Below are 20,224 nucleotides of genomic sequence, written 5' to 3' on the forward strand. Positions count from 1 at the left end.
GCCTCCGCTTGGTTCCGGAACAAACGTTCGATCCAAACCGTTTTCGTGATGAAACAGGCCAGGAGAAATCAGATGAGCACCAACAGCACTCCCAACTCCGTGCAGAAGGGTTCGCCCAAAAAAGCCGAGCAGTCGGCTCGCGAGCGCGGCGAAAAGAAGGAGCTGGACGAGCAGCTCAACGAGGGGCTGGAAGATACCTTTCCGGCGAGCGATCCCGTCTCGAGCACGGTGACATCCATCCCATCGGGCACGCCGAAACCGCCCAGGCACTGAGTTTCCCAAAAACCTCTGGAACAAATGCAGCGGCTCCCGGATAGGGAGTCGCTTTATTTCATTTGTCCTCTGTGACTTTTTCGGGATATCCGAAGTTAGCCGTAATGATGTATGGAAAGCTAATGTAGGGTTATGGCGGGCGGACATTGTTCGGCGACGGATGTGCCGGCGGTGATTACGTCAGAGGTCGGGATGACGAAACAAGACACTCCGGTTGCGGAACAGGACGTCAGAATGGGACGGCGGGTTAACCGCAAGGTCTCGGTCCTTCTGACCGAAATCGAGAAGGAAGAGGTTCCTGATCGGCTGCTCGACCTGGCGCGCGAGCTGCAGAGGGCACTCAACGAAAAGAGCGACGGCCGCACCGATTGAGGCTGTCCGTCCTGGATAGGCCCGCCTCAAGCCATCAGAGCTGGGTCGAAATCAGGTTGTCGACGCGCACACGCCCGCCGATCACGCACCGCGGCCCGTTCGGGGCGAACCGGCCGCTACTGTCCTCGATCACCGTATAGAGCTTGTCGCTGCGGAAGGCGCTCGCCATCTCGGTCGAATTGCCCTCGCAGGGCGAAGCATCGATTTCCATGAAATCCAGTTCCGCCTGGCTCGCCACGAGCCGCGCATCGCCGGCGGTCTTTGCCCGGACCACCACTTCGCCATGCGGTGGCGAGTTCTGCCAGTTCGGATCCTTTGGCGCAGCTGTCGGCACCAGCCGATAGATCTTCAGCCTGTCCTGCATGTCTCTCTCCCGTCGTAAGCATTTTTCTAGTTGACGATCAAACGCCGTCCGGGCGTTCCGGTTCCATCAAGTCGCATGGAACTTTTCCGGCAACCATGGGTTCCTCCGCTGCGGGCGATCATGCCCCTGAGAAGGAGAAAGCCGATGAAGAATGAGCAGCCGAAAGCTGGCCGTCCCGGCGAGACCTCGCAATGGCCTCGATGGGAGGGCCCGGCGGAAAGCCGCCCAAGCGGTTATCTTCAGGGCGAAGCCAATATCTTTGCCGAGGGACCGGAGCAGGAAAAGCAGATCGGCAAGGGACCGGACGGTTACGAACGCCCCGACGATCTGATCGCACAGGACGTGAATGAGCAACTGACGCAGGACGCCTTTCTCGACCCGACCAACATGACGGTCTCGGTGGAGAAAGGCGAAGTGACGCTGGAGGGATACGTGGCCCACCTTGCGGACAAGGCACGCGCCCAGGACGTCATCCTCGACATCCAGGGTGTCACCGCCTGTCGCAACAATCTTCGAATAGCCCCCGAAAGGCACTGATCTGCGTGGAACCTGTGAGGCGGTCACTCGTTAGATGCCTCGCAATCCCTGCCTCAAGAATACTCATCAACAAGGAGAGACACCCATGGCCAATAAGACCCTCGACGACCTTTTCCATGAAACCCTGAAGGACATCTATTACGCGGAACGCCAGATCGTGAAGGCGCTGCCGAAGATGGCGCGGGGCGCCCAGGATCCGAAGCTGAAGGCGGCATTCGAAAAGCACAGGGAAGAAACCGAAGGCCAGATCGATCGCCTGAAGCAGGTCTTCGAGATCATCGGCAAACGGGCCCAGGGCAAGACTTGCCCGGCCATCGACGGCATCATCGAGGAAGGCGAGGAAATCCTCGACGAGTTCAAGGGCACTCCGGCTCTCGACGCCGGCCTGCTCGCCGCGGCGCAGGCGGTCGAACACTACGAGATCAGCCGTTATGGCACCCTGCGCGCCTGGGCTCAGCAGCTCGGCCACCGGGATGCGGTAACGCTTCTCGAACAGACGCTCGCCGAGGAAAGCAAGACCGACGAGGCTCTGACGGCCCTTGCCAAGACTGCCGTCAACACAGCGGCCCAGAAGGCTGCGTGACATTTCGAGCGATCGGAAGAAAGGCGCGGCCTCGGCCGCGCCTTTTTCGCGACCCGTACATACAAAAAAACCCGGCTTCCGCCGGGTTTTTCCTCCCTTCCGGCCTCCTCAAGCCGGGAAAGATCGCCTCAGAACCGAAGCATCGGGGTGTCCGTGCATGGTCGGAATCGGCAACATCTCGCCGTTCGGCGCCTGTCGCCGGAAAATCTCCACCCGACCGCTTCGGTCGCGCGCCACATGGGCCTTGGCGGCCTCCATGGCGAGTTCATAGGTGTGGTAATAAGACGCAGACTGCACGCCGTCTATGACATAGACCCAGCCGGTTGCGTGTGGAACGATATCGCAGTACTTTCCCATTGGATGTGTCTCCTTCCCGGCGGCCATAAGTACATTCGACAGCCAAAAGTTCCGCCTCCGGGGAAGTTTTTTTTCGAGTGTTGGCCGCGTCTCGGCCGGGTTGCGATTTTTCGTTTTGACCAGGGAACTTTTCCGCGCCGCACACGTTTGGGGCGCTTGGGCGAATGGAGACAAGAATGGCGGAATCCGAAGAAATCTGGATCAGAAAGCGGGCCTACACGTTGTGGGAAGAAGAAGGCTATCCCTCGGGCAAGGATAGGGAGCATTGGGAAAGAGCCAAGCTCGAATATGCGACGCTTGGGCCGACCGCTTCGAAAAAGCCTGCGGCAGGATCGGGCGGCAAGTCCGCGACCGCCGTGAAGCCGCCAAAGGCGGCGTCGAAGGCTGCAACTCCCAAACCGGCAGCGAAAACCGCTGCAGCCAAGGCTTCTCCGGCAAAGACAACTTCCAAGGCACCGGCCGCTGCCATGCCGGAAGCCGTCCAGCCGGCCAAGAAGCGTTCCAAGAAGGTTCCAGCTGGCGCCTGACGCCGCCTGCCACCCATCTTCATCACCATCGTTACTGGTCGCGGCGACTGACATCATTGCGGCCGCGGGTTCGTCTATCCTGGAAAATCGAAATGGCTTTTGCGTCTGAACTTGGTCTCGTTTCCGCCTTGACGGAGGAACGTTGGCCAGGGCGAAAACGTTCTGGAGGGTGAGACTGGCAGATGGCGGAGGCACGCATGATGAACGCTTACGTCCCGATCGGCGAACCCCGTCGAGATGAGCGGAGCGCGGGCGGACAGGGGATCAATACTGGTTATGGAAAGCGGGGGCTTCCCGGCATGAGAATTCTTTCGGTCACCTCCGAAATCTTCCCCCTTGTGAAGACGGGTGGCCTTGCAGACGTGACCGGGTCTCTGCCCAAGGCGCTCAGCCCCCTCGGCATCGAGACCACCTCCCTGATCCCCGGTTATCCCCAGGTCATGCAGCAGCTGAAGAGCGCCATGCCGCTGGTCACTTTCGAAAACCTGCTCGGCGAAAAAGCAGCACTCCTCCATACCCGCGTCGAAGGCCTCAGCCTTTTCATCCTCGACGCGCCCGCCCTCTACGACCGGCCCGGCGGCCCTTATGTCGACGAAGAGGGCATCGATCATCCCGACAACTGGAGGCGGTTCGCCGCACTTTCCCTCGCTGCGGCGGAAATCGCCGATGGATTGCTGCCGGGCTGGGTTCCGGACCTGGTTCACACCCATGACTGGCAGTCTGCACTGACCTCGGTCTACATGCGCGAACGCGGCTGCAAAACGCCCGTGGTTCTAACCATCCACAACCTCGCCTTCCAGGGCCAATACCCTGCCGGCGTGCTGATGAGCATCGGCCTGCCGCCAGAGGCCTATTCCATGAACCGCATGGAATATTTCGGCGATATCAGTTTTCTGAAGGGCGGCCTGCAGACGGTCGATGCGATCACCACCGTCAGCCCGACCTATGCTCGCGAAATCCTCACCCCGCGCTTCGGCATGGGCATGGACGGGGTTCTGAATGCTCGCGTCTCCGTCCTGCGCGGCATCGTCAACGGCATCGATCTCGATATCTGGGACCCGTCGACGGATCCGCACCTGCCCCGCAATTACGATGTCGGCACGCTGCGCCGCAAGCGCGAGAACCGCGCCGTGCTGCTTCGAAAATTCGGACTGAACCCGGCAAACGAAGGTCCGGTGTTTTCCGCCGTCAGCCGGCTGACCTGGCAGAAAGGTTTCGACATGTTCGCCGATACGGCGGACGAGATCATTCGCCACGGCGGCCAGGTCATCGTCTTCGGGCAGGGCGACCGCGAGATCGAGCGGGCTCTGTCGGATACCGCCGCGCGTTTTCCGGGCCGGATGGCGGTGCATTTCGGTTACGACGAACCGACGGCGCATCTGGTTCATGGCGGGTCTGACGCCATCGTGCAGCCCTCCCGCTTCGAACCCTGCGGGCTGACCCAGCTCTATGCGTTGCGCTACGGCTGCGTCCCCGTCGTCTCCCGCACCGGCGGACTTTCGGAAACGATCATCGATGCCAATGACGCAGCCATGTCGGCGCGCGTCGCAACCGGTTTTCAGTTCCATCCCGTGACCACGGACGGACTGAGGCTCGCACTTCGCCGCGCACTGCACGCCTATGCCGACCCGAAAATGTGGGCGCGGCTGCAGAACCAGGGCATGAAGGCGAAATTCTCCTGGGAACGCAGCGCCCAGCAATATGCCGCCGTTTATGCCAATCTGGTGCTGAAGTCCGGTCATGTTGTCTCGACAAGCTCGGATATCCGCCGCGCGACGCTATAGCCTTCCCATCAGCCCAGAGAAAAAGACCGGCTCGAGGCCGGTTTTTATGGGGCAAAGGCAGGAAATTCGAAGGCCTTACGGCCTCCGGAAGAGTGCCAGACTGCGCCCTTCAAGCTCGAAATCCTTTTCCTTGGTGATCACAAGGCCGCGCTTGGAAAGGTCGGAGGTGGTGAGTTCAAGCACCCAGCCGCCCTCGCCGAACTGCGGGATGCGGAACGGTACATTGCCCTCGAACGGGTTGAAGAGCAGCAGGACGTCGTGCCAGATGCCCTCCTCTTCCCGAAGATCGGTCCGACCGATATGGAGGCCGAGCGTGGATCCTTCGTCCCACTGCTCCGGCGTCTGAAAACCGCCGCCGGCGTTGAACCATTTGATCTCCAGGCCGTCGCGCCAGTTCTCACGACGCAGCAGCGGCTGTTCGCGTCGCAGCTTGATGATCTGGCGGGTGAACTCGCGCAGCTCCTCGCAGCCCTCGGGCAGGTTCTCCCAATGAACCCAGGAAATGTCGCTGTCCTGGCAATAGCCGTTGTTGTTGCCCATCTGACTGCGGCCGAACTCGTCGCCGGCAAGCAGCATCGGCGTGCCGTGCGAGAAGAACAGGGTGGCGAGGAAATTGCGCTTCTGGCGATCGCGCACCGCATTGATGCCCTCGTCCTCGGTTGGCCCTTCCGCGCCGTAATTGTAGCTGCGATTGTCGTTATGGCCGTCGTTATTGTCCTCGCCATTCGCCTCGTTGTGTTTCTCGTTGTAGGAAACGAGATCGTTCAGGGTGAAGCCGTCATGGGCGGCGATGAAGTTGACGCTCGCCCACGGGCGGCGGCCGCGCTGATCGTAGAGATCGCCGGACCCGAGCAGGCGGGCGGCGAAGTCCGTGGAGACATTGGTGCCCTTCCAGTATTCGCGCACCGTGTCGCGATATTTGTCGTTCCACTCCGCCCAACCGGGCGGGAAACCGCCGACCTGATAACCGCCGGGACCGATGTCCCACGGCTCGCCGATCAGCTTTACCCTCGAAAGCACCGGATCCTGGCTGATTGCGTCGAAGAACCCGCCGCGCTGGTCGAAACCCTCCGGCTCGCGGCCGAGGATGGTGCCGAGGTCGAAACGGAACCCGTCGACATGCATGCTCTCGGTCCAGTAGCGCAGCGAATCCATGATCAGCTGCAGCACGCGCGGATGCGACGTGTTGACGGTGTTCCCGGTACCCGTGTCGTTGATGTAATAGCGGTGCTGGTCGGGCATGGTCCGATAATAGGAAAAGTTGTCGATGCCCTTGAACGACAGCGTCGGCCCGAGCTCGTTGCCCTCCGCCGTGTGGTTGTAGACCACGTCGAGAATGACCTCGATCCCGGCATCGTGGAACGACCGCACCATGTCGCGAAAGCCTTGGATCCCTCGCGGTCCATAGTAGCGGGAGGCAGGCGCGAAGAAACCGAGCGTGTTGTAACCCCAGAAATTATGCAGGCCCTTGTCGAGCAGGTGCTGATCGTCTGGGAAATAATGGACCGGCATCAGCTCGACGGAGGTGATGCCAAGGCTCTTGATGTATTCCACCGACGCCTTGTGGCCCATGCCGTCGAATGTGCCGCGCAGGTCCTTCGGAATGCCCGGATTGAGCTGGGTAAAACCCTTCACATGGGTCTCGTAGACGATCGTCGCCGGCCAGGGGATGTTCGGCCGGTTCTGGTCCTGCCAGTCGAATTCGTTCGGATCGATGACCCTGCATTTCGGCATGAACGGCGCGCTGTCGCGCTCGTCGAAGGTCAGATCCTTGTCCTCGTGCAGAAGGTCGTAGGCGAAGTGTGCCTCGTTCCAGTCGACTTCGCCGAAAAATTCCCGGGCGTATGGGTCGATCAGCAGCTTGTTCGGGTTGAAGCGATGACCGTTTTCCGGATCGTAGGGACCGTGTACCCGATAGCCGTAGAGGGCGCCCGGCTTCAATCCCGGCACATAGCCATGCCAGATTTCATGGGTGTATTCCGGAAGCTCGAGCCTGGCGATCTCTATCTTGCCGCTTGGGTCGTAGAGACAAAGCTCCATCCGTTCCGCATGGGCCGAGAAAATCGCGAAGTTGACACCCTCGCCGTCAAAATTGGCTCCAAGCTGAAGCCAGGAGCCGGGCTCGATGACAAAGTGGTTTGATTTCGTATCCATGCGGCACCCAATTAAAAGACTGGCGTCATAATGGTGCGGCACAACATTTCGTTCCCTGCGCCTCGAGGAAAACTACGGATTGCCCGATCCGGTCGCCGGCGGCGGATTGCCCGGCGTCGTATTGGTGGTTCCAGATGGCGATGTCGCGGGGCTCTGGCCACCCGTTCCCGTCTGCGGCGACGGGTTGCGATCCGCAGGCGCCGTATTGCCGGACTGCTGCGGCGTGTTGTTGATCGGATCGCTCTGTTTTTCGCCGCTGTCGCTACAGGCGCTCAGAAGCACGACGGTCGACAGCGCAACAACGAAACTCTTCATGTCTCATCTTCTCCATGGGACTTGCGAAACGCGGCCTGCCGGCGATGCGCGTCGAGCGCGATCACCTTCTCGACCGCGGCGACATCCTCGGCGGTGGCCACCGGGATCGGGTCGCTGGCGATGGCTTCCAGCACTTCAGGCGCCAGCGCGCCGTTGCGAATGACGTATTCCAGCGCCTCGCGGGTCTGCCGTTCGGCCTTCAACTGGGCGTAAAGGGCAAGAATCAGCCGGTCGCGCGCATCGCGCTGACCCTGACGGCCTTTCGATCTGGCGAATTCTGCCATGGTCTTCCTCCATGTTCCTGCTGAAGGGTCAACTTTCGGTCCCGGCGATTGTTCCCTCCGCCGGAACTTCCGCTATCTCCTTGAAGAGGCGAAGCACGGGACAAGGAGGAAACCATGTCGACGCTGACATCACATGAACTGGAGGGACGCCTGAATGCCCACCGAGAACTGCTGATCGAGCTCTTGTCCGCGATGATCGGGGGTGAAGTGACCATCACGTCACTCCTCAGACGCCTGCGCGACGACGCGACGTTCAAGGACAACGAGGAGGATCCGGGTGTGTTGCCGGAGGGTGCATTCGCAATCGAGAATTCCGCAGCGCGCGAGGTGCGGTCGATCCTTGATGCGGCACGTGCCAGGGCTGCGGCCGACGAGAATTGAGGTGCCGTTAACCGTGCCAAGTCACATTTAAGGCGATCCCGCCACGTTTATGGCCATTTCGTGGAACTACAATGCGACTTTCTCGTTCATTCACGACCGAAGCGATGGAGGCGACGATGGTCAGAGAATGGGTAGAAGCAGCAGGCTTTGTTCTGGTGATCGCCGCCTGCTACATGATGGTCATCCCCGTCTGAGTTTCAAGCTCCTGGGGAGGAGAGAGGCCTTGAGCTAAGGCCCACTGCTCTCGCGGCTGGCAAAGAAGGCCGCGAGAGCGGCAAAATCTTCTTCATTCAATTTTTTTGCCACCTCGGTCATCAGGTGGCTGAAGGAAGACCCACCTCGCACACCTGCATGGAGGAGGCGGAGCTGGCGCTCCAGATAAGGGGCGTTTTGACCCGAAATGCGCGGATAGGCAGGATTGCCGCCGGGCTTTTCGTGGCAACTGAGGCAGGCGGGAATTTTGTCTGCCGCTCTTCCCCTTTCCGCGATCTCGCGGCCCCTTTCCACGAGCTGTAGATCAACCGGCGCCGAAGGCCTTTGCGGTCTCGCCTGCTTGGCATAATAGGCTGCAAGTTCCGGCAGACTTTCCTCCGCCAAAGTCCCGACCGCGACTTTCATGACGCCGCTCGCCCGCTCACCATGCGCATAGGCACGCAGGCTGTTGAGCAGGTAGGCTTCCGACTGCCCGGCGAGCCGCGGGATGACGCTGTTGCCGTTGAGTCGCTTTTCCGCATGGCAGCTTTCGCAGGTGATCGGCAGCGGCGACACTTCGCCCGCGGTGCCGATACCATGCAGCCCGGACGCCTGCAGATAGGCATTGCCGTCCATGTCCGGCAGCTTTCGCAGGAACGCCACCATGTCCCAGATCTCGTCGTCGCGCACCTGCGTCGGCCAGGCCGGCATGCCGGTGAAACGCACCCCGTGCTTGACGATCTCGAAGAGTTCCGCATCGCTCCAGCTCGGAACCACCGTCTTCAGATCCGGCGGCGGCGGCAGCATGGCGAGCGCGGCGCCTGAAGCCTTTTGCGCCGGCGAGCCATGACAGATGGCGCAGCCGGTCTCGAAATGCCCGGCTGCCAGCGGCAGCAGCGCCGGGTTGTCGAGCGGCGGCACTTCGAGGGAAAGGGCCGCGGTACGGATCGAATTGCGCATCACCCAGTGCAGGAACCAATCCGTGATCCCCCAATGACCGGTGCTCGCCTTGACGCTCATCAGTCCGGACCAGGCGAACCCGAGCCCCAGCAGCGGCGCTACGATCACCAGGATCGCGAGATATTTCCAGCGGATCGTCATCCGGCTACTCCTCCCAAAGCCCCGGCCTAGCGCGCTGTGCAAGCAACGCCCCCTGCCCGCAGTCCCCAACGGCGGAGCGTCGCTGCGACGGCAGGTGTCTCGGCCTTTCACCGTAAAGCGGATGGAGAGAAAGGGAAAGCAGCACGCCAAAGGCCGAAGGTCGGGGCTTCAGCAAGAGAGCCGGGAAAATTCGACACCGAACGTACCATCGGGAATTTTGTTCCAGACGACCGATAACTTTGTGTAACCGACTGTGAAAAAGATGGAACGAATCCCCCGACGATGGGTTTGCTCCCCTGTGAACGGGCAATCGCCCGGCATTCGCGACGGGAGAAAATCATGAGACACTTTTTAACAATGCTCAGAAACAGGCTCACCGGCACTCACCAAAAGAAGACTTTCGCCGTGGCCCATCCGGAAGAACTGCAGGTCGTCGTACCTGATGCCGTGGTCCTTCCATTGCCCAAGTCACCCCGTGAGGAAATCAGCGTCCCCGCCTCCATCAACGGCCGGGACCTCTCCACCGGCCGGCTTTGAGGCCGGCCGAGACTTTGCGAACAACAGAGCTTTCCATAAAAAGGAGACCAGCATGACCACCATCGAGTCCGCCAACATCCTGATCCTTGCTGCCGACGGCTATGAGCGATCGGAACTGCGCGCCCCGCTGGAGGAACTGAAAAATCGTGGAGCCGGCGTCAAGATCGCGTCCATCAAGCCAGGCGAGATCAAAAGCTGGGACAAGAAGAACTGGGGCGATACCGTCCCGGTGGACCTGGAGGCCAGGAACGTCAACGCGGAGGACTTCGATGCCCTCGTGTTGCCGGGTGGCCAGATCAACCCCGACATCCTGCGTGACAACGAAGATGCCATGAAAGTCGTGCGAGACTTCGTGAAAAGCGGCAAGCCGGTCGCCGCGATCTGCCATGGCCCATGGTTGCTGGTGGAGGCCGATGCGCTTCGCGGTCGCAAGGCGACCTCCTATCATTCGATCTGCACCGACATCCGCAATGCCGGCGCATCCTGGAAGGATGAAGCCGTAGTGGTCGACAACGGCATCATCACCTCGCGCTCGCCCGAGGATCTGCCCCAATTCGTGGCGAAGATCGTCGAGGAAGTCCAGGAAGGGCGCCACAACCGCCGGGCAGCGTAACTTGACGTAGCTCGGCTCGGCCGTCCGCAACCTCCTCGCGGGCGGCCGACACGGAAGTCTAGACCTGCTTCAGAAAAGCCAGAAGCCGCCGTTCGTTGGCGCGCAACTCCTTCGGCCGCGTCAGCGCCACCTTGTCCTGCATCACCTTTTCCAGCGGCGAGACATCCTCCGAAAGCGCCAGGATGCTCGGGTGGATGTAGCTCGAGCGGCAGACCGCCGGCGTGTTGTGCAGGGCTTCCGCCGCCGCCTTGCACATCGCCTTGATCTTCGGGCGCCGGCCCTCCTCCTCCACCACATCCCAGGCCGCCATCAGCGCGGCGAGACTGCCGCCCCAGGTGCGGAACGTCTTGGCCGAGACGGCGAAACCCGCGGCGTTGGCAAGATAAGCGTTGAGCCGGCCCGAATCGATCGGACGCGGCACACCCTGCTCGTCCGGCCAGGAAAACAGCTGCCGGCCCGGCAGGTCGGCGATTTCTTCCAGGATGCGCTGCAGACGGGGATGTTTCAGCGTGTGCTGCACGCGCCGGCCGCCCTTGGCGACGAAGCGCAACGTGACCGCTTCCCCGGACAGCGTCATGTGGCGCTTCAGCAGCGTCGTCGCGCCGTAGGTCTTGTTCTCCTTGGCGTAAAGACGGTTGCCGACCCGCAGATGGGTCGCGTCCATCAGGACCACCAATGCGGCGATCACCGCATCGGACGTGTCGAGGCCAAGCTCCAGGTCGCGTTTCGCCTTGCGGCGGATCCGCGGCAGAGCCTCACCGAACCGGACGAGCTGATCGAACTTGCGTTCGCTGCGAAAGTTCTGCCAGTCGGGATGATAACGATACTGCTTGCGGCCGCGTGAATCGTAACCGGTCGCCTGCAGATGCCCGCGCGGATCGAGGCAGATCCAGACATTCTCATAGGCAGGCGGCAGGCCGAGCGACGTGATCCGCAGGCGATGCTCCGGATCGGAGAGCAAGGTGCCGTCCGGAAGGCGGTAGGTAAAACCCTTGCCGCGCCTGAGCCGACGGATGCCGGGCTCCGTATCGCTGACATAGGTAAGGCCGATGGTATCGAGGGAATCCTGATCGATGTCGATCGTGGTGAGCATGGCGTCCATGGCCGACCAAACGGCGAGGACCGCACCTTCGTTCCGGCACCCACGGAAAAACCGCTAGATGGCTATGTCCTTGAGAGTTTCGGCGCCCTCGCCTCGCTCGAAGGCCAGGCGCGGCGCATTCAAGGACCAGCGAAGCCCTTCGGTGCGGAAGTCTACCTCGACCTGGCCGGCGAAAGCCGCCGCCGCATGGCGCCTGATGATCGTCGTGCCGAACCCGGTGCGGGAAGGCTCGTGGACCGCCGGCCCGCCCCTCTCTTCCCAGACGAGCTCAAGCCGGCTTTCGCCGTCATCTTCGTCGACCCTATCCTTCCAGGCGATCCGCACTCTGCCCTGCGGCACGGAGAGTGCGCCGTATTTCACCGAGTTGGTCGCAAGCTCGTGGAGGATGAGGCCAAGATTCTGGACCGCTTCGGCCTTGAGGATAAAATCCGTGCCCTGGAGCTCAACCCGGTCGGCCGCGTCCGCGAACGTGCTCATGTGGATTTCAATGACGCGGCGGATCGAGACCCCGGCCCACTGCTCCTTCGCCAGCGCCTCGATGGATTTGCCGAGGCCCTGCAGGCGGGTGCTGATCGCCTTCTGGAACTCCTCCATCGTGGTGTCCTGGCGTGCCAGCTGGCGCATCATCGCCTGGATCAGCGTCAGGATGTTCTTGGTCCGGTGAACCAACTCATGCAGGATGAGGTGAATGCGGTCTTCCGCCTCGCTGCGGTCGAAGGAGGCGTTCGAAAGGGCGATCGCGACCTGGTTGGCCTCGCGGATCTTCGTCTCCACGGGAGAGACGATCTCGCCCTTGCCGATCCGCTCGGCCATTTCGGCGATCTGCCGGATCGGGATGCGAAGCTGACGACCGACGAGCCAAGCGATCAGCATGCCGAGAGCGAGGAAGATCGCGCCGCCGGCGATCAACTGCCGCCATGTGGTCAGGATGCTCGCCTGCGCCGCATCGATCGGCCCCCAGACGACGGCCTTCCACGTCCAGCCGGTGATCTGGGCGTAGCCATACATCTGCCGGCGGCTGCCGTCGACATCCTCGATCGTGCCTTTGAAGCCAGTCATCAGCTTGAGCATGTCGGAGGGAAACGCCGCACCGGAACCGAGCGCATGGGCGCCGAGGGAGGTCACTATCTTTCCGGCGCCATCGACGACCGCGACCGACCAGCCGGCAGGAAGCCCCTCCGTCGAGATCAGCGTCTGCAGATCCTCGGCATTCTGCGTCATGATCATCGCGGCGCCGGAATGCGAAATCTCCTTGGGCAGCGGCATCGTGACGTTGAAGACATGCTTGCCGCTGGTGGCGCCGAAAAACACGTTGGAGACTTCGGTCACGCCGTTGTTCAGAACCGATTGGAGCGCCGGCATGCTGGAAATCTTGCCAAGCGGCGCGTCGAACGGCACGCGGGTGTTGAGCCGCTGCTGCCCATCCGCATTGACGACGAGAACATAGAGCGAATTGGACCGCAGGCTGTTCTGGGTTCGGTTGTGGAAGGCGCGCAAGTCGCCGGCCTCAAGCTCCGGCGAGGTGACAAGCAGCCGAAGCGTCGTCGCCATGTCCTGCAGCTCGCGGTCGATCGAGCGAGCGATCAGCTGGGCGTCTTCGGCTGTCTCGGCGGCAAGAATCTCCCGCTCGTTCGCCTCCAGCTCTATCATCAGGTAACCGACGAAAATCAGCAAAGGCAACGCCACGCCAGCCGCCAGAGCGACCAGATAGGCACCGATCGGCGCCGTGGGAAAAAACCGCGAAACTCTAAACATTCCGCGTCTTTACCCTATGGAAAAAAGCTGCAGGTGCCTGTGCCACCTGCCGGCATTATTCATTTTCCGTGTCCCGCCATCCGCTAATATTCCAGCGGGTCTTATCTAACCGGTTTTAAAGGCCGGGCCAAGGATTGATTGCCGGCGATATGGTTTTCCAAACGGGCGGCTCAGGTGTGCCGAGGCCGCTCCGACACGTCGAAATTTACGTCCCAGTCCTTTTCCGGCTCTTTTTCGCCGGGCGGGTTACGATGTTTGGTCGCGTCGTCGGAACCGGTGATCACGGTCGGTTTGGCGCTTGCGACGCCGTTTGCCTTGCCGTCCGCGCGGGACTTGGCGTACTGCCCCTCGGCGTCCTTGTGAATTTTGGCGCTATCGCTCTTTTCGGTCATGATGTCTCCTTCCCGAATGAAGTCAGGCCACCAACAGCGGCCTGACGCGTAGTACATGCCGGCTCAGACCGTGGTCGAGCCCGCCAGCGTATCGGTCGAACTATTGTTGACGCGCAGGTTGTTCTGGACGTGCCGGACGCCGGAAACCTCGTCCACCAGATCCTCGGCCCGCCGTTTGTCCCAGCGGCTCGACACGAAACCGTCGAGCGTCACTTCCGATCCCTGGACCGTCACGGTGATGTTCGATGCGTCGAGCACCGGATCGTCGCTGAGGCGATCATTGACGTCCTCCTCGATACGGGCGTCGGAGCGCTGATAACCCTTCGGACCCTTGCCGCGATGCTCGTCCATCTTCCGGCGATGTTCGGCACCTTCGTCACCGAACCAGGAGGCGACTTCATCACCGGCGCGCTCCATGAAGCCGCGCCTGCGGTCATAGTCGTCAGAGCCGCGGAAGCGGCTGTCAGAACCGAAACGGCCTTCACCACCAAAACGGTAGTCCGAGCCGTATCGATCGCCATAGGCCTGGTTGACGCGGTTGCGGCCCGGCTCGTAGCTGAACGAGGAAGGTCGGCCGCGATAGGACTCGCGGGCCCAAGCCTGCGACCGCTCCGAATCGCCATAACCGGCCTCGAACCCGCCATCGTCCGATGCCCATTGCTCGCTGCGGCCGTAGCGGGGAAACCGTGAAGGATCGCCGTCCTCCCGATTTGCATCACGGCTGCGCGGATCGTCGCTGGAACCGCGCACATAACCCGTATCGCCCGGGCGGTATTCGCTGGACGACTCGCGCGCGAAATCACGCTCGTCGCGCATCCGGTCGTTTCGATACCCACCCGATTGGGAGTGATTTCCACTAGCCATTGTCTGTCTCCTCGGTCTGGTTTGGTCCCGTTCGCATGGGACACAGACTCAACCCCGCCTCCCCGGGATTGTTCCCCTTCGGGAGGAATGCTGGAGGTCAATCGCCTCTGCCCGCTTATTCGATACGGCTGGTCGTCTGCGGATCGAAGACCACGGCCTTGTCGAGATTGAAGGCGAACGGGAACTTCTGGCCGAGTTCGACATGCACGTCGGAACGGGTACGGGCGGTGAAGGTCGCGCCGTCCAGCTTGCCGGTGACGAAGGTATCGGAGCCGGTCGGCTCGATCATCGTCACTTCCGCCTCGATCCGGGCGGTGGCGCGGGCCTGCGGATCGACGAGACCTGCATCGGTGATCGTTTCGGGACGCAGGCCCAGGATGACGTCCTTGCCATCCGGAAGGCTGGTGGTCACGGAAGGCGGCATGGCGACCCTGACGCCGTCATTTCCGAACAGTGCGATGCCCTGCTGGCCATCGGCGCCGGATACCTTGCCCTTCAGCATGTTCATCGCCGGCGAGCCCATAAAATCGGCGACGAAGAGGTTGGCCGGACGGCCGTAGATTTCCGCCGGCGTGCCGACCTGCTGCACCATGCCTTCTTTCAGCACGACGATCTTGGTGGCAAGCGTCATCGCCTCGATCTGGTCATGGGTGACGTAGACGATCGTGGCGTGGGTATTCTGGTGCAGCGCCTTGATTTCGGCGCGCACCTCGACGCGCAGCTTGGCGTCGAGGTTGGAGAGCGGCTCGTCGAACAGGAAGACACGCGGCTGGCGCACCAGCGCCCGGCCCATGGCGACACGCTGGCGCTGGCCGCCGGAAAGCTGGCTCGGACGGCGCTTCAGGAGATGCTCGATCTGCAGGGTCTTGGCGACCTGCTTGACCGCCGCCTCGCGCTGCGCCTTCTCGACGCCCCGCATTTCAAGCGCGAACGCGATGTTCTGTTCCACCGTCATGTTCGGATAGAGCGCATAGGACTGGAAGACCATGGCGATATCGCGCCGCGACGGATGCAGGTCGTTGACCACCTGGCCGTCGATGACGATGTCGCCCGAGGACGGTGGCAGCAGGCCGGCGATCGCGTTGAGCAGAGTAGACTTGCCGCAGCCCGACGGGCCGACGAGAACCAGGAAGCCGCCCTTTTCGAGCTCGATATTGATGCCCTTCAAGATCTCGTTATTGCCGATCTTCTTGCGAATATCCTTGATTTCAAGAAAGCTCATGTGCGGTTATCCCTTGACTGCGCCGGCCATCAGGCCACGCACGAAATAGCGTCCGGCGACGACATAGACGAACAGCGTCGGAAGCGCTGCGAACACCGCAGCCGCCATATCGACATTGTATTCCTTGACGCCGGTGGAGGAGGCAACGAGGTTGTTGAGCGCCACCGTCATCGGCGAGGACGTGCCGGACGAGAAGGACACGCCGAACAGGAAGTCATTCCAGATGTTGGTGAACTGGTAGATGATCGTCACGACGATGATCGGTCCGGAACTCGGCAGCAGGATGCGCCAGAAGATCCGGAAGAACCCGGCGCCGTCGATCATCGCGGCCTTCACGAGCTCATCCGGAAAGGCTTCGTAGTAGTTGCGGAAGAACAGTGTGGTGAAGCCGAGGCCGTAGATCACGTGGACGATGACGAGGCCGGCGGTGGAGTTCGACAGGCCAAACGTGCCGAGCACGCGTGCCATCGGGATGAGGACCGCCTGGAACGGAATGAAGCAGGCAAACAGCATCATGCCGAAGACCAGCCTGTGGCCCGGGAAACGCCACTTGGTCAGCACATAACCGTTGAGCGCACCGAGCAGGGTCGAGATCAGGACCGCGGGAACCACCATCTTGATGGAATTCCAGAAGTAGCCCTTGATGCCGACGCAGCTGACCCCGATGCAGGCCTCGCCCCAGGCGCGAACCCAGGCGGCGATCGACGGATCGCGCGGCAACGCCAGCATGTCGCCGCCGCGGATTTCGTCGAGCGACTTCAGCGACGTCGACAGCATGACGTAGAGCGGCAGAAGATAAACGAGGGCCAGGACGACCAGCGCGGCATAGATGAAATAGCGGGCGGTGCGGGCTCCGCCAGCGCTGACGGTTTCTTGTGTCGCGCTCATTGCTTTCTCTCCCGCAGTTCCGAATAGAGATAGGGCACGATGATCGCGGTAATGCCCATCAGCATCATCACGGCGCTCGCCGATCCGACATTCATCTGGTTACGGGTGAACGTGTAGGAATACATGAAGGTCGACGGCAGCTCGGTCGCATTGCCCGGTCCGCCGCCGGTCAGCGCGATGACCAGGTCGTAGGACTTGATCGCCATATGCGCGAGCACGATGAAGGCGGAAAGGAAGACGGGCCGCAGCAACGGAATGATGATGCGTCGATAGATGGACACCGTCGAGGCACCGTCGATCTGGGCCGCCTTGATGATCTCGCCGTCGATGCCGCGAAGCCCGGCCAGGAACATCGCCATGACGAAGCCTGACGCCTGCCAGACGCCGGCAATGACGACGGTGTAGATCGCCATCTTGGGATTGACCAGCCAGTCGAACTTGAAGCTCGTCCAGCCGAGATTGTGCATCGTGTTCTCAAGTCCGAGACCCGGATTGAGGAACCATTTCCACGCGGTCCCCGTGACGACGAAGGAAAGCGCCATCGGGTAGAGGAAGATCGGCCTGAGCAGGCCTTCGGCGCGGATCCGCTGGTCCATGAGGATCGCGATCCCGAGGCCGAGGATAACGCAGATGCCGATATAGAGGACCCCAAAGATCGCCAGGTTCTGCATCGCCACATACCAGTTCGGCTGCGACCAGAGGCGGAAATAGGCGTCGAAACCGCCCCATTTGTAGACCGGCAGGATACGTGAGGTCGTGAAGGAAAGGTAGACCGTCCAGAGGATGAAGCCGTAGACGAAGACGAGGATCACGGCGAACGACGGCGCCAGCACGATCTTCGGCAGCGCGTTGCGCAATCCGTCCGCAAACGAGCGGCGCTCTCGCTGCGGCTCAAGCACGGGAACCGGTTCGATTGTCGTCATCATGACCTCCGGCAGACACCAGAACTAGGAGATACCGGCGAGCCGGAATTTGAAAAGTGGCCGGGAGACTATCCCGGCCACTCGATGTCAGAATTTTCGCGGAACCGCGATCACTTGGCAGCCTTCACCGCTTCCGGCAGGCGCTTCAGCGCTGCTTCGGTGGTGAGCTGGCCGTTGAGGTGCTGGGTGATGACGTCCAGCATGGCTTCCTTGATGGCAGCCGGCTGAGCGTAACCGTGGGCGAGCGAGCCCATCAGCGTGCCCTTGGAGGAGGCTTCCGTGAGATCCGCCATGCCCTTCTTGCCGCAATCGTCGAACTTTTCGTTCGAGACATCGGTACGGGCAGGAACGGAACCCTTGACGGTGTTGAAGGCGATCTGGAAGGCCGGATCTTCGACGGCCGACGCCATCTTGAACTGAGCCTTTTCGGCGTCGCCGCCAACGTTGAACATCATGAACTGGTCGGCGTTGAAGAGGACCGAGCCCTGCGTGCCGGGGAAGCGGATGCAGACGAAGTCCGTGCCCGGCTTCTTGTTGGCGCGCAGCCACTCGCCCTTGGACCAATCGCCCATTTCCTGAGCGCCGGCCTTGCCTTCGATGACGAGGGCCGTCGACAGGTTCCATTCGCGGCCCGAGAAGTTCGGGTCGAAATAGGTGCGCAGCTTCGACATGGTGTCGAAGACCTTCTTCATCGTGTCACCGGAAAGTGCCGCCGGATCGAGATCGAGAACGGCCTTCTTGTAGAAGTCCGGACCGCCGGTCGAAAGCACGACGGCTTCCCAGAGCGTGCCGTCCTGCCACGGAACGCCGCCATGAGCGAGAGCGGTGAGGCCCTGGCCCTTGAAGGCGTCGAGCAGCGTGATGAGTTCGGCGATATTGGTCGGAACCTTGCCGCCGGCCTTGTCGAGCGCCGCCTTGTTGATCCACAGCCAGTTGGTGGAGTGGATGTTCACCGGCGCAGCGATCCAGTGGCCGTCATACTTCGAGAAGTTCTGCAGAGCGGCGGGGATAACCTTGTCCCAGCCTTCCTTCTTGGCGAGGTCGTCGAGGTTTGCGGCAACGCCCATTTCGGCCCAGTCCTTCAGGTCGAAGCCGAGAAGCTGGACGGCGGTCGGCGGGTCGCCGGCCGTGACGCGGGCGCGCAGCGCGGTCATGGCTGCAGAGCCTGCACCACCGGCAACCGGCATGTCCTTCCAGGCGACGCCCTGCTTCTGGAGGTTTTCCTTCAGCACGTTGAGCGCTGCGGCTTCACCACCCGAAGTCCACCAATGCAGGACTTCGACCTGTTCTGCGGCCTTGGCGGCACCGGCGGTCATGGCGATAAGTGCCGCACCGGCGGCGAGTTTGGCAATCATTCGAATATTCATTGAGAATCTCCCTTTGTATCCGGGCTCCTCTCCGGATATGGCGATTTATAACGATATAATTACAGTCAGTGTCAACCCGCTGAAAGGATTTTTTAGATCAGGGAGCAACCCGGTTAACGTGAGGAAAAAATTGGCAAAATTGGCAATCGACGAATTTTTACTCAGGAATCGAGAAAAATTCCTGGCGACTTTCGAAAAATTTGTAACGATATAGATGAGGCTCGCTCCGGTTCCGGAGCGGGAGCGGAGGAGAAGAGGATATGTCGCTGGAAGACCTGGGGGACAAGGGTCGGCGGGCGAAGTCGGAGCGGGCTGCCGCAAAATCCGGCATTGGCGCGAAGCCCACCCTTAAGACGATCGCCGAACTCACAGGACTTGCGGTCACGACCGTGTCGCACGCGCTTGCCGATGCGCCGCAGATCGCGCTCGAAACACGTCAGCGCGTCCGCAAGGTCGCAGCCGATATCGGCTACCTGCCGGACCGCGCAGCGCAGCGCCTACGCACCGGCCGCACCAACGTCATCAGCCTCGTTCTCGATCCGCACGAGGAAATCCTCGGCTATGCCACCTCGATGATCAACGGCCTGACCGAAGCCTTACGAGGTACGGCCTATCATCTGGTCATAACGCCGCATTTTTCCGATACGCCGCAGATCGAGCCGGTGCGCCATATCATGCGCAACCGCATGGCCGACGGCATTGTCTTCACCCGCACCGAACCGGCGGATGAGCGCGTCAAGCTGTTGATGGAGAACAATTTTCCGTTCATCTGTCACGGCCGGACCGAGCTTGCCACCGCTCACCCTTATGTCGACTACGACAATTACAGTTTTGCGTATCAGGCCGCCAAAAAGCTGATCGCCGCCGGTGCCAGCAAGCTCTCGATCATCCTGCCGCCGGAGCGCTTCACCTTCGCCCATCACCTCAGGCACGGTTTCATGACGGCAGTGCGCGAGGAAGGCATCGGCTTCGAAATCGCCAAGGGCGTCACGCTCGACAGCAAGTCGGACGACATCCGCGACTATCTGTTCCAGAGAATGGCCGAGCCGGAGCGCCCGGACGGATATATCTGCGGCGGCGAGGTGTCGGCGCTCGCGGTCATGGCATCCGCCTACGACCATCGTCTCGAACTCGGCAGGGATATAAGACTGGTGGCCAAGCAGACGTCGGGCCTGTTCGACCAGATCCGCCCCCGCGTGGAGACGATCTACGAAGACCTGACGGAAGCAGGTTTCCTGATGGGCAAGCTGCTGTTGAAGCGGATCGCCGGCCCCGCCCCCATCCAGGAATTGCAGGCGCTCCAGACGGTTTGACCGCCCGGAGCGCCGTCCGCGGCT

General features: G+C 61.5%; 25 protein-coding genes. 11 read left to right on the plus strand and 14 right to left on the minus strand.

All coding sequences use genetic code 11. The features are described from left to right. The first annotated feature begins 72 nt into the window (after positions 1 to 72). Both C5J24_RS18210 and C5J24_RS18215 read left to right on the plus strand, forming a co-directional pair. Positions 73 to 273 (plus strand): hypothetical protein, encoded by a 201-nt coding sequence (locus tag C5J24_RS18210; protein ID WP_105400012.1) that lies wholly within the window; start codon positions 73 to 75, stop codon positions 271 to 273. A 192-nt stretch (positions 274 to 465) separates the two neighbouring features. After that, a complete protein-coding gene (locus C5J24_RS18215; RefSeq protein WP_172724027.1) occupies positions 466 to 645 on the plus strand; it encodes a hypothetical protein in 180 nt (59 codons plus the stop codon). Between the two features lie 34 nt (positions 646 to 679). Here the strand turns inward: C5J24_RS18215 and C5J24_RS18220 are convergent, their stop codons facing one another. After that, positions 680 to 1,009, minus strand: a complete 330-nt coding sequence (locus tag C5J24_RS18220; RefSeq protein ID WP_046666476.1) for a hypothetical protein — start codon at positions 1,007 to 1,009, stop codon at positions 680 to 682. A gap of 144 nt (positions 1,010 to 1,153) precedes the next feature. Here C5J24_RS18220 and C5J24_RS18225 point away from each other — a divergent pair, with 144 nt between their 5' ends. After that, entirely contained in the window at positions 1,154 to 1,546 is a 393-nt protein-coding gene (locus C5J24_RS18225) for a BON domain-containing protein (protein WP_052754694.1), read from the plus strand. An 85-nt stretch (positions 1,547 to 1,631) separates the two neighbouring features. After that, entirely contained in the window at positions 1,632 to 2,129 is a 498-nt protein-coding gene (locus C5J24_RS18230) for a ferritin-like domain-containing protein (protein WP_046666475.1), read from the plus strand. 108 nt (positions 2,130 to 2,237) lie between these two features. On the opposite strand, the gene C5J24_RS18235 is transcribed toward C5J24_RS18230, so the two are convergent. Beyond that, positions 2,238 to 2,486: a hypothetical protein gene (locus C5J24_RS18235; protein ID WP_105419827.1), complete on the minus strand. Its 249-nt coding sequence runs from the start codon at positions 2,484 to 2,486 to the stop codon at positions 2,238 to 2,240. 176 nt (positions 2,487 to 2,662) lie between these two features. Here C5J24_RS18235 and C5J24_RS18240 point away from each other — a divergent pair, with 176 nt between their 5' ends. Together C5J24_RS18240 and glgA are read left to right on the plus strand one after the other, a co-directional pair. After that, a complete protein-coding gene (locus C5J24_RS18240) occupies positions 2,663 to 3,013 on the plus strand; it encodes a DUF2934 domain-containing protein (RefSeq protein WP_105400007.1) in 351 nt (116 codons plus the stop codon). Between the two features lie 299 nt (positions 3,014 to 3,312). Continuing rightward, positions 3,313 to 4,797, plus strand: coding sequence for a glycogen synthase GlgA (gene glgA, locus C5J24_RS18245; RefSeq protein WP_172724032.1), 1,485 nt, complete (start codon positions 3,313 to 3,315; stop codon positions 4,795 to 4,797). Positions 4,798 to 4,872: 75 nt separating this feature from the next. Here glgA and glgX read toward each other — a convergent pair whose 3' ends face one another. The 3 genes from glgX to C5J24_RS18260 all read right to left on the minus strand — a co-directional run bounded on the left by glgX (position 4,873) and on the right by C5J24_RS18260 (position 7,550). Next, positions 4,873 to 6,951: a glycogen debranching protein GlgX gene (glgX, locus tag C5J24_RS18250; protein ID WP_105419829.1), complete on the minus strand. Its 2,079-nt coding sequence runs from the start codon at positions 6,949 to 6,951 to the stop codon at positions 4,873 to 4,875. 72 nt (positions 6,952 to 7,023) lie between these two features. After that, on the minus strand, positions 7,024 to 7,266 hold the full coding sequence (locus C5J24_RS18255; protein WP_105419831.1) for a hypothetical protein: 243 nt from the start codon (positions 7,264 to 7,266) through the stop codon (positions 7,024 to 7,026). Beyond that, positions 7,263 to 7,550, minus strand: coding sequence for a hypothetical protein (locus tag C5J24_RS18260; RefSeq protein WP_105419833.1), 288 nt, complete (start codon positions 7,548 to 7,550; stop codon positions 7,263 to 7,265). Before C5J24_RS18260 ends, C5J24_RS18255 begins: the two co-directional genes overlap by 4 nt. A gap of 114 nt (positions 7,551 to 7,664) precedes the next feature. On the opposite strand from C5J24_RS18260, the gene C5J24_RS18265 reads away from it, so the two are divergent. Both C5J24_RS18265 and C5J24_RS32575 read left to right on the plus strand, forming a co-directional pair. Beyond that, on the plus strand, positions 7,665 to 7,931 hold the full coding sequence (locus C5J24_RS18265; protein ID WP_105400003.1) for a hypothetical protein: 267 nt from the start codon (positions 7,665 to 7,667) through the stop codon (positions 7,929 to 7,931). 71 nt (positions 7,932 to 8,002) lie between these two features. Beyond that, positions 8,003 to 8,125: a hypothetical protein gene (locus C5J24_RS32575; RefSeq protein ID WP_007751416.1), complete on the plus strand. Its 123-nt coding sequence runs from the start codon at positions 8,003 to 8,005 to the stop codon at positions 8,123 to 8,125. Positions 8,126 to 8,159: 34 nt separating this feature from the next. Here C5J24_RS32575 and C5J24_RS18270 read toward each other — a convergent pair whose 3' ends face one another. After that, complete coding sequence (locus tag C5J24_RS18270) at positions 8,160 to 9,224, minus strand: c-type cytochrome (RefSeq protein WP_105419835.1); 1,065 nt, start codon at positions 9,222 to 9,224, stop codon at positions 8,160 to 8,162. A gap of 339 nt (positions 9,225 to 9,563) precedes the next feature. Here C5J24_RS18270 and C5J24_RS18275 point away from each other — a divergent pair, with 339 nt between their 5' ends. After that, positions 9,564 to 9,761 (plus strand): hypothetical protein, encoded by a 198-nt coding sequence (locus C5J24_RS18275; RefSeq protein ID WP_105419837.1) that lies wholly within the window; start codon positions 9,564 to 9,566, stop codon positions 9,759 to 9,761. Between the two features lie 52 nt (positions 9,762 to 9,813). Then, positions 9,814 to 10,374, plus strand: a complete 561-nt coding sequence (locus tag C5J24_RS18280; RefSeq protein ID WP_105419839.1) for a type 1 glutamine amidotransferase domain-containing protein — start codon at positions 9,814 to 9,816, stop codon at positions 10,372 to 10,374. A gap of 58 nt (positions 10,375 to 10,432) precedes the next feature. Here C5J24_RS18280 and C5J24_RS18285 read toward each other — a convergent pair whose 3' ends face one another. From C5J24_RS18285 to C5J24_RS18320, 8 genes are all read right to left on the minus strand, one after another. Next, the gene (locus C5J24_RS18285) at positions 10,433 to 11,449 is read right to left on the minus strand and encodes a DNA topoisomerase IB (protein ID WP_172724050.1); all 1,017 of its coding nucleotides are present in this window, start codon (positions 11,447 to 11,449) and stop codon (positions 10,433 to 10,435) included. 81 nt (positions 11,450 to 11,530) lie between these two features. Beyond that, the gene (locus tag C5J24_RS18290) at positions 11,531 to 13,231 is read right to left on the minus strand and encodes a sensor histidine kinase (RefSeq protein ID WP_105419841.1); all 1,701 of its coding nucleotides are present in this window, start codon (positions 13,229 to 13,231) and stop codon (positions 11,531 to 11,533) included. Between the two features lie 170 nt (positions 13,232 to 13,401). Continuing rightward, positions 13,402 to 13,623: a hypothetical protein gene (locus C5J24_RS18295; protein WP_105419843.1), complete on the minus strand. Its 222-nt coding sequence runs from the start codon at positions 13,621 to 13,623 to the stop codon at positions 13,402 to 13,404. A 63-nt stretch (positions 13,624 to 13,686) separates the two neighbouring features. Beyond that, on the minus strand, positions 13,687 to 14,487 hold the full coding sequence (locus tag C5J24_RS18300; RefSeq protein ID WP_245446690.1) for a BON domain-containing protein: 801 nt from the start codon (positions 14,485 to 14,487) through the stop codon (positions 13,687 to 13,689). A gap of 115 nt (positions 14,488 to 14,602) precedes the next feature. After that, a complete protein-coding gene (locus C5J24_RS18305) occupies positions 14,603 to 15,709 on the minus strand; it encodes an ABC transporter ATP-binding protein (RefSeq protein ID WP_105419847.1) in 1,107 nt (368 codons plus the stop codon). Between the two features lie 6 nt (positions 15,710 to 15,715). Beyond that, the gene (locus C5J24_RS18310; protein WP_105419849.1) at positions 15,716 to 16,597 is read right to left on the minus strand and encodes a carbohydrate ABC transporter permease; all 882 of its coding nucleotides are present in this window, start codon (positions 16,595 to 16,597) and stop codon (positions 15,716 to 15,718) included. Continuing rightward, on the minus strand, positions 16,594 to 17,523 hold the full coding sequence (locus C5J24_RS18315; RefSeq protein ID WP_371674585.1) for a carbohydrate ABC transporter permease: 930 nt from the start codon (positions 17,521 to 17,523) through the stop codon (positions 16,594 to 16,596). Before C5J24_RS18315 ends, C5J24_RS18310 begins: the two co-directional genes overlap by 4 nt. Before the next feature lie 107 nt (positions 17,524 to 17,630). After that, positions 17,631 to 18,881: an ABC transporter substrate-binding protein gene (locus C5J24_RS18320; protein WP_174479299.1), complete on the minus strand. Its 1,251-nt coding sequence runs from the start codon at positions 18,879 to 18,881 to the stop codon at positions 17,631 to 17,633. A 266-nt stretch (positions 18,882 to 19,147) separates the two neighbouring features. On the opposite strand from C5J24_RS18320, the gene C5J24_RS18325 reads away from it, so the two are divergent. After that, positions 19,148 to 20,200 carry a LacI family transcriptional regulator gene (locus tag C5J24_RS18325; protein ID WP_105419851.1) on the plus strand — a complete coding sequence of 351 codons (1,053 nt, stop codon included), beginning with the start codon at positions 19,148 to 19,150 and terminating at the stop codon, positions 20,198 to 20,200. The last annotated feature ends 24 nt before the right edge of the window (positions 20,201 to 20,224 follow it).

The organism is Neorhizobium sp. T25_27 (genome assembly GCF_002968565.1).
GTDB lineage: Bacteria > Pseudomonadota > Alphaproteobacteria > Rhizobiales > Rhizobiaceae > Neorhizobium > Neorhizobium tomejilense.

What these genes read in the sequence shown, in the direction of transcription:
- C5J24_RS18210 (WP_105400012.1), top strand. Translation starts at nt 73, where the DNA reads ATGAGCACCAACAGCACTCCCAACTCCGTGCAGAAGGGTTCGCCCAAA.
- C5J24_RS18215 (WP_172724027.1), top strand. Translation starts at nt 466, where the DNA reads ATGACGAAACAAGACACTCCGGTTGCGGAACAGGACGTCAGAATGGGA.
- C5J24_RS18220 (WP_046666476.1), bottom strand. Translation starts at nt 1,009, where the DNA reads ATGCAGGACAGGCTGAAGATCTATCGGCTGGTGCCGACAGCTGCGCCA.
- C5J24_RS18225 (WP_052754694.1), top strand. Translation starts at nt 1,154, where the DNA reads ATGAAGAATGAGCAGCCGAAAGCTGGCCGTCCCGGCGAGACCTCGCAA.
- C5J24_RS18230 (WP_046666475.1), top strand. Translation starts at nt 1,632, where the DNA reads ATGGCCAATAAGACCCTCGACGACCTTTTCCATGAAACCCTGAAGGAC.
- C5J24_RS18235 (WP_105419827.1), bottom strand. Translation starts at nt 2,486, where the DNA reads ATGGGAAAGTACTGCGATATCGTTCCACACGCAACCGGCTGGGTCTAT.
- C5J24_RS18240 (WP_105400007.1), top strand. Translation starts at nt 2,663, where the DNA reads ATGGCGGAATCCGAAGAAATCTGGATCAGAAAGCGGGCCTACACGTTG.
- glgA (WP_172724032.1), top strand. Translation starts at nt 3,313, where the DNA reads ATGAGAATTCTTTCGGTCACCTCCGAAATCTTCCCCCTTGTGAAGACG.
- glgX (WP_105419829.1), bottom strand. Translation starts at nt 6,951, where the DNA reads ATGGATACGAAATCAAACCACTTTGTCATCGAGCCCGGCTCCTGGCTT.
- C5J24_RS18255 (WP_105419831.1), bottom strand. Translation starts at nt 7,266, where the DNA reads ATGAAGAGTTTCGTTGTTGCGCTGTCGACCGTCGTGCTTCTGAGCGCC.
- C5J24_RS18260 (WP_105419833.1), bottom strand. Translation starts at nt 7,550, where the DNA reads ATGGCAGAATTCGCCAGATCGAAAGGCCGTCAGGGTCAGCGCGATGCG.
- C5J24_RS18265 (WP_105400003.1), top strand. Translation starts at nt 7,665, where the DNA reads ATGTCGACGCTGACATCACATGAACTGGAGGGACGCCTGAATGCCCAC.
- C5J24_RS32575 (WP_007751416.1), top strand. Translation starts at nt 8,003, where the DNA reads ATGCGACTTTCTCGTTCATTCACGACCGAAGCGATGGAGGCGACGATG.
- C5J24_RS18270 (WP_105419835.1), bottom strand. Translation starts at nt 9,224, where the DNA reads ATGACGATCCGCTGGAAATATCTCGCGATCCTGGTGATCGTAGCGCCG.
- C5J24_RS18275 (WP_105419837.1), top strand. Translation starts at nt 9,564, where the DNA reads ATGAGACACTTTTTAACAATGCTCAGAAACAGGCTCACCGGCACTCAC.
- C5J24_RS18280 (WP_105419839.1), top strand. Translation starts at nt 9,814, where the DNA reads ATGACCACCATCGAGTCCGCCAACATCCTGATCCTTGCTGCCGACGGC.
- C5J24_RS18290 (WP_105419841.1), bottom strand. Translation starts at nt 13,231, where the DNA reads ATGTTTAGAGTTTCGCGGTTTTTTCCCACGGCGCCGATCGGTGCCTAT.
- C5J24_RS18295 (WP_105419843.1), bottom strand. Translation starts at nt 13,623, where the DNA reads ATGACCGAAAAGAGCGATAGCGCCAAAATTCACAAGGACGCCGAGGGG.
- C5J24_RS18300 (WP_245446690.1), bottom strand. Translation starts at nt 14,487, where the DNA reads ATGGCTAGTGGAAATCACTCCCAATCGGGTGGGTATCGAAACGACCGG.
- C5J24_RS18305 (WP_105419847.1), bottom strand. Translation starts at nt 15,709, where the DNA reads ATGAGCTTTCTTGAAATCAAGGATATTCGCAAGAAGATCGGCAATAAC.
- C5J24_RS18310 (WP_105419849.1), bottom strand. Translation starts at nt 16,597, where the DNA reads ATGAGCGCGACACAAGAAACCGTCAGCGCTGGCGGAGCCCGCACCGCC.
- C5J24_RS18315 (WP_371674585.1), bottom strand. Translation starts at nt 17,523, where the DNA reads ATGATGACGACAATCGAACCGGTTCCCGTGCTTGAGCCGCAGCGAGAG.
- C5J24_RS18325 (WP_105419851.1), top strand. Translation starts at nt 19,148, where the DNA reads ATGTCGCTGGAAGACCTGGGGGACAAGGGTCGGCGGGCGAAGTCGGAG.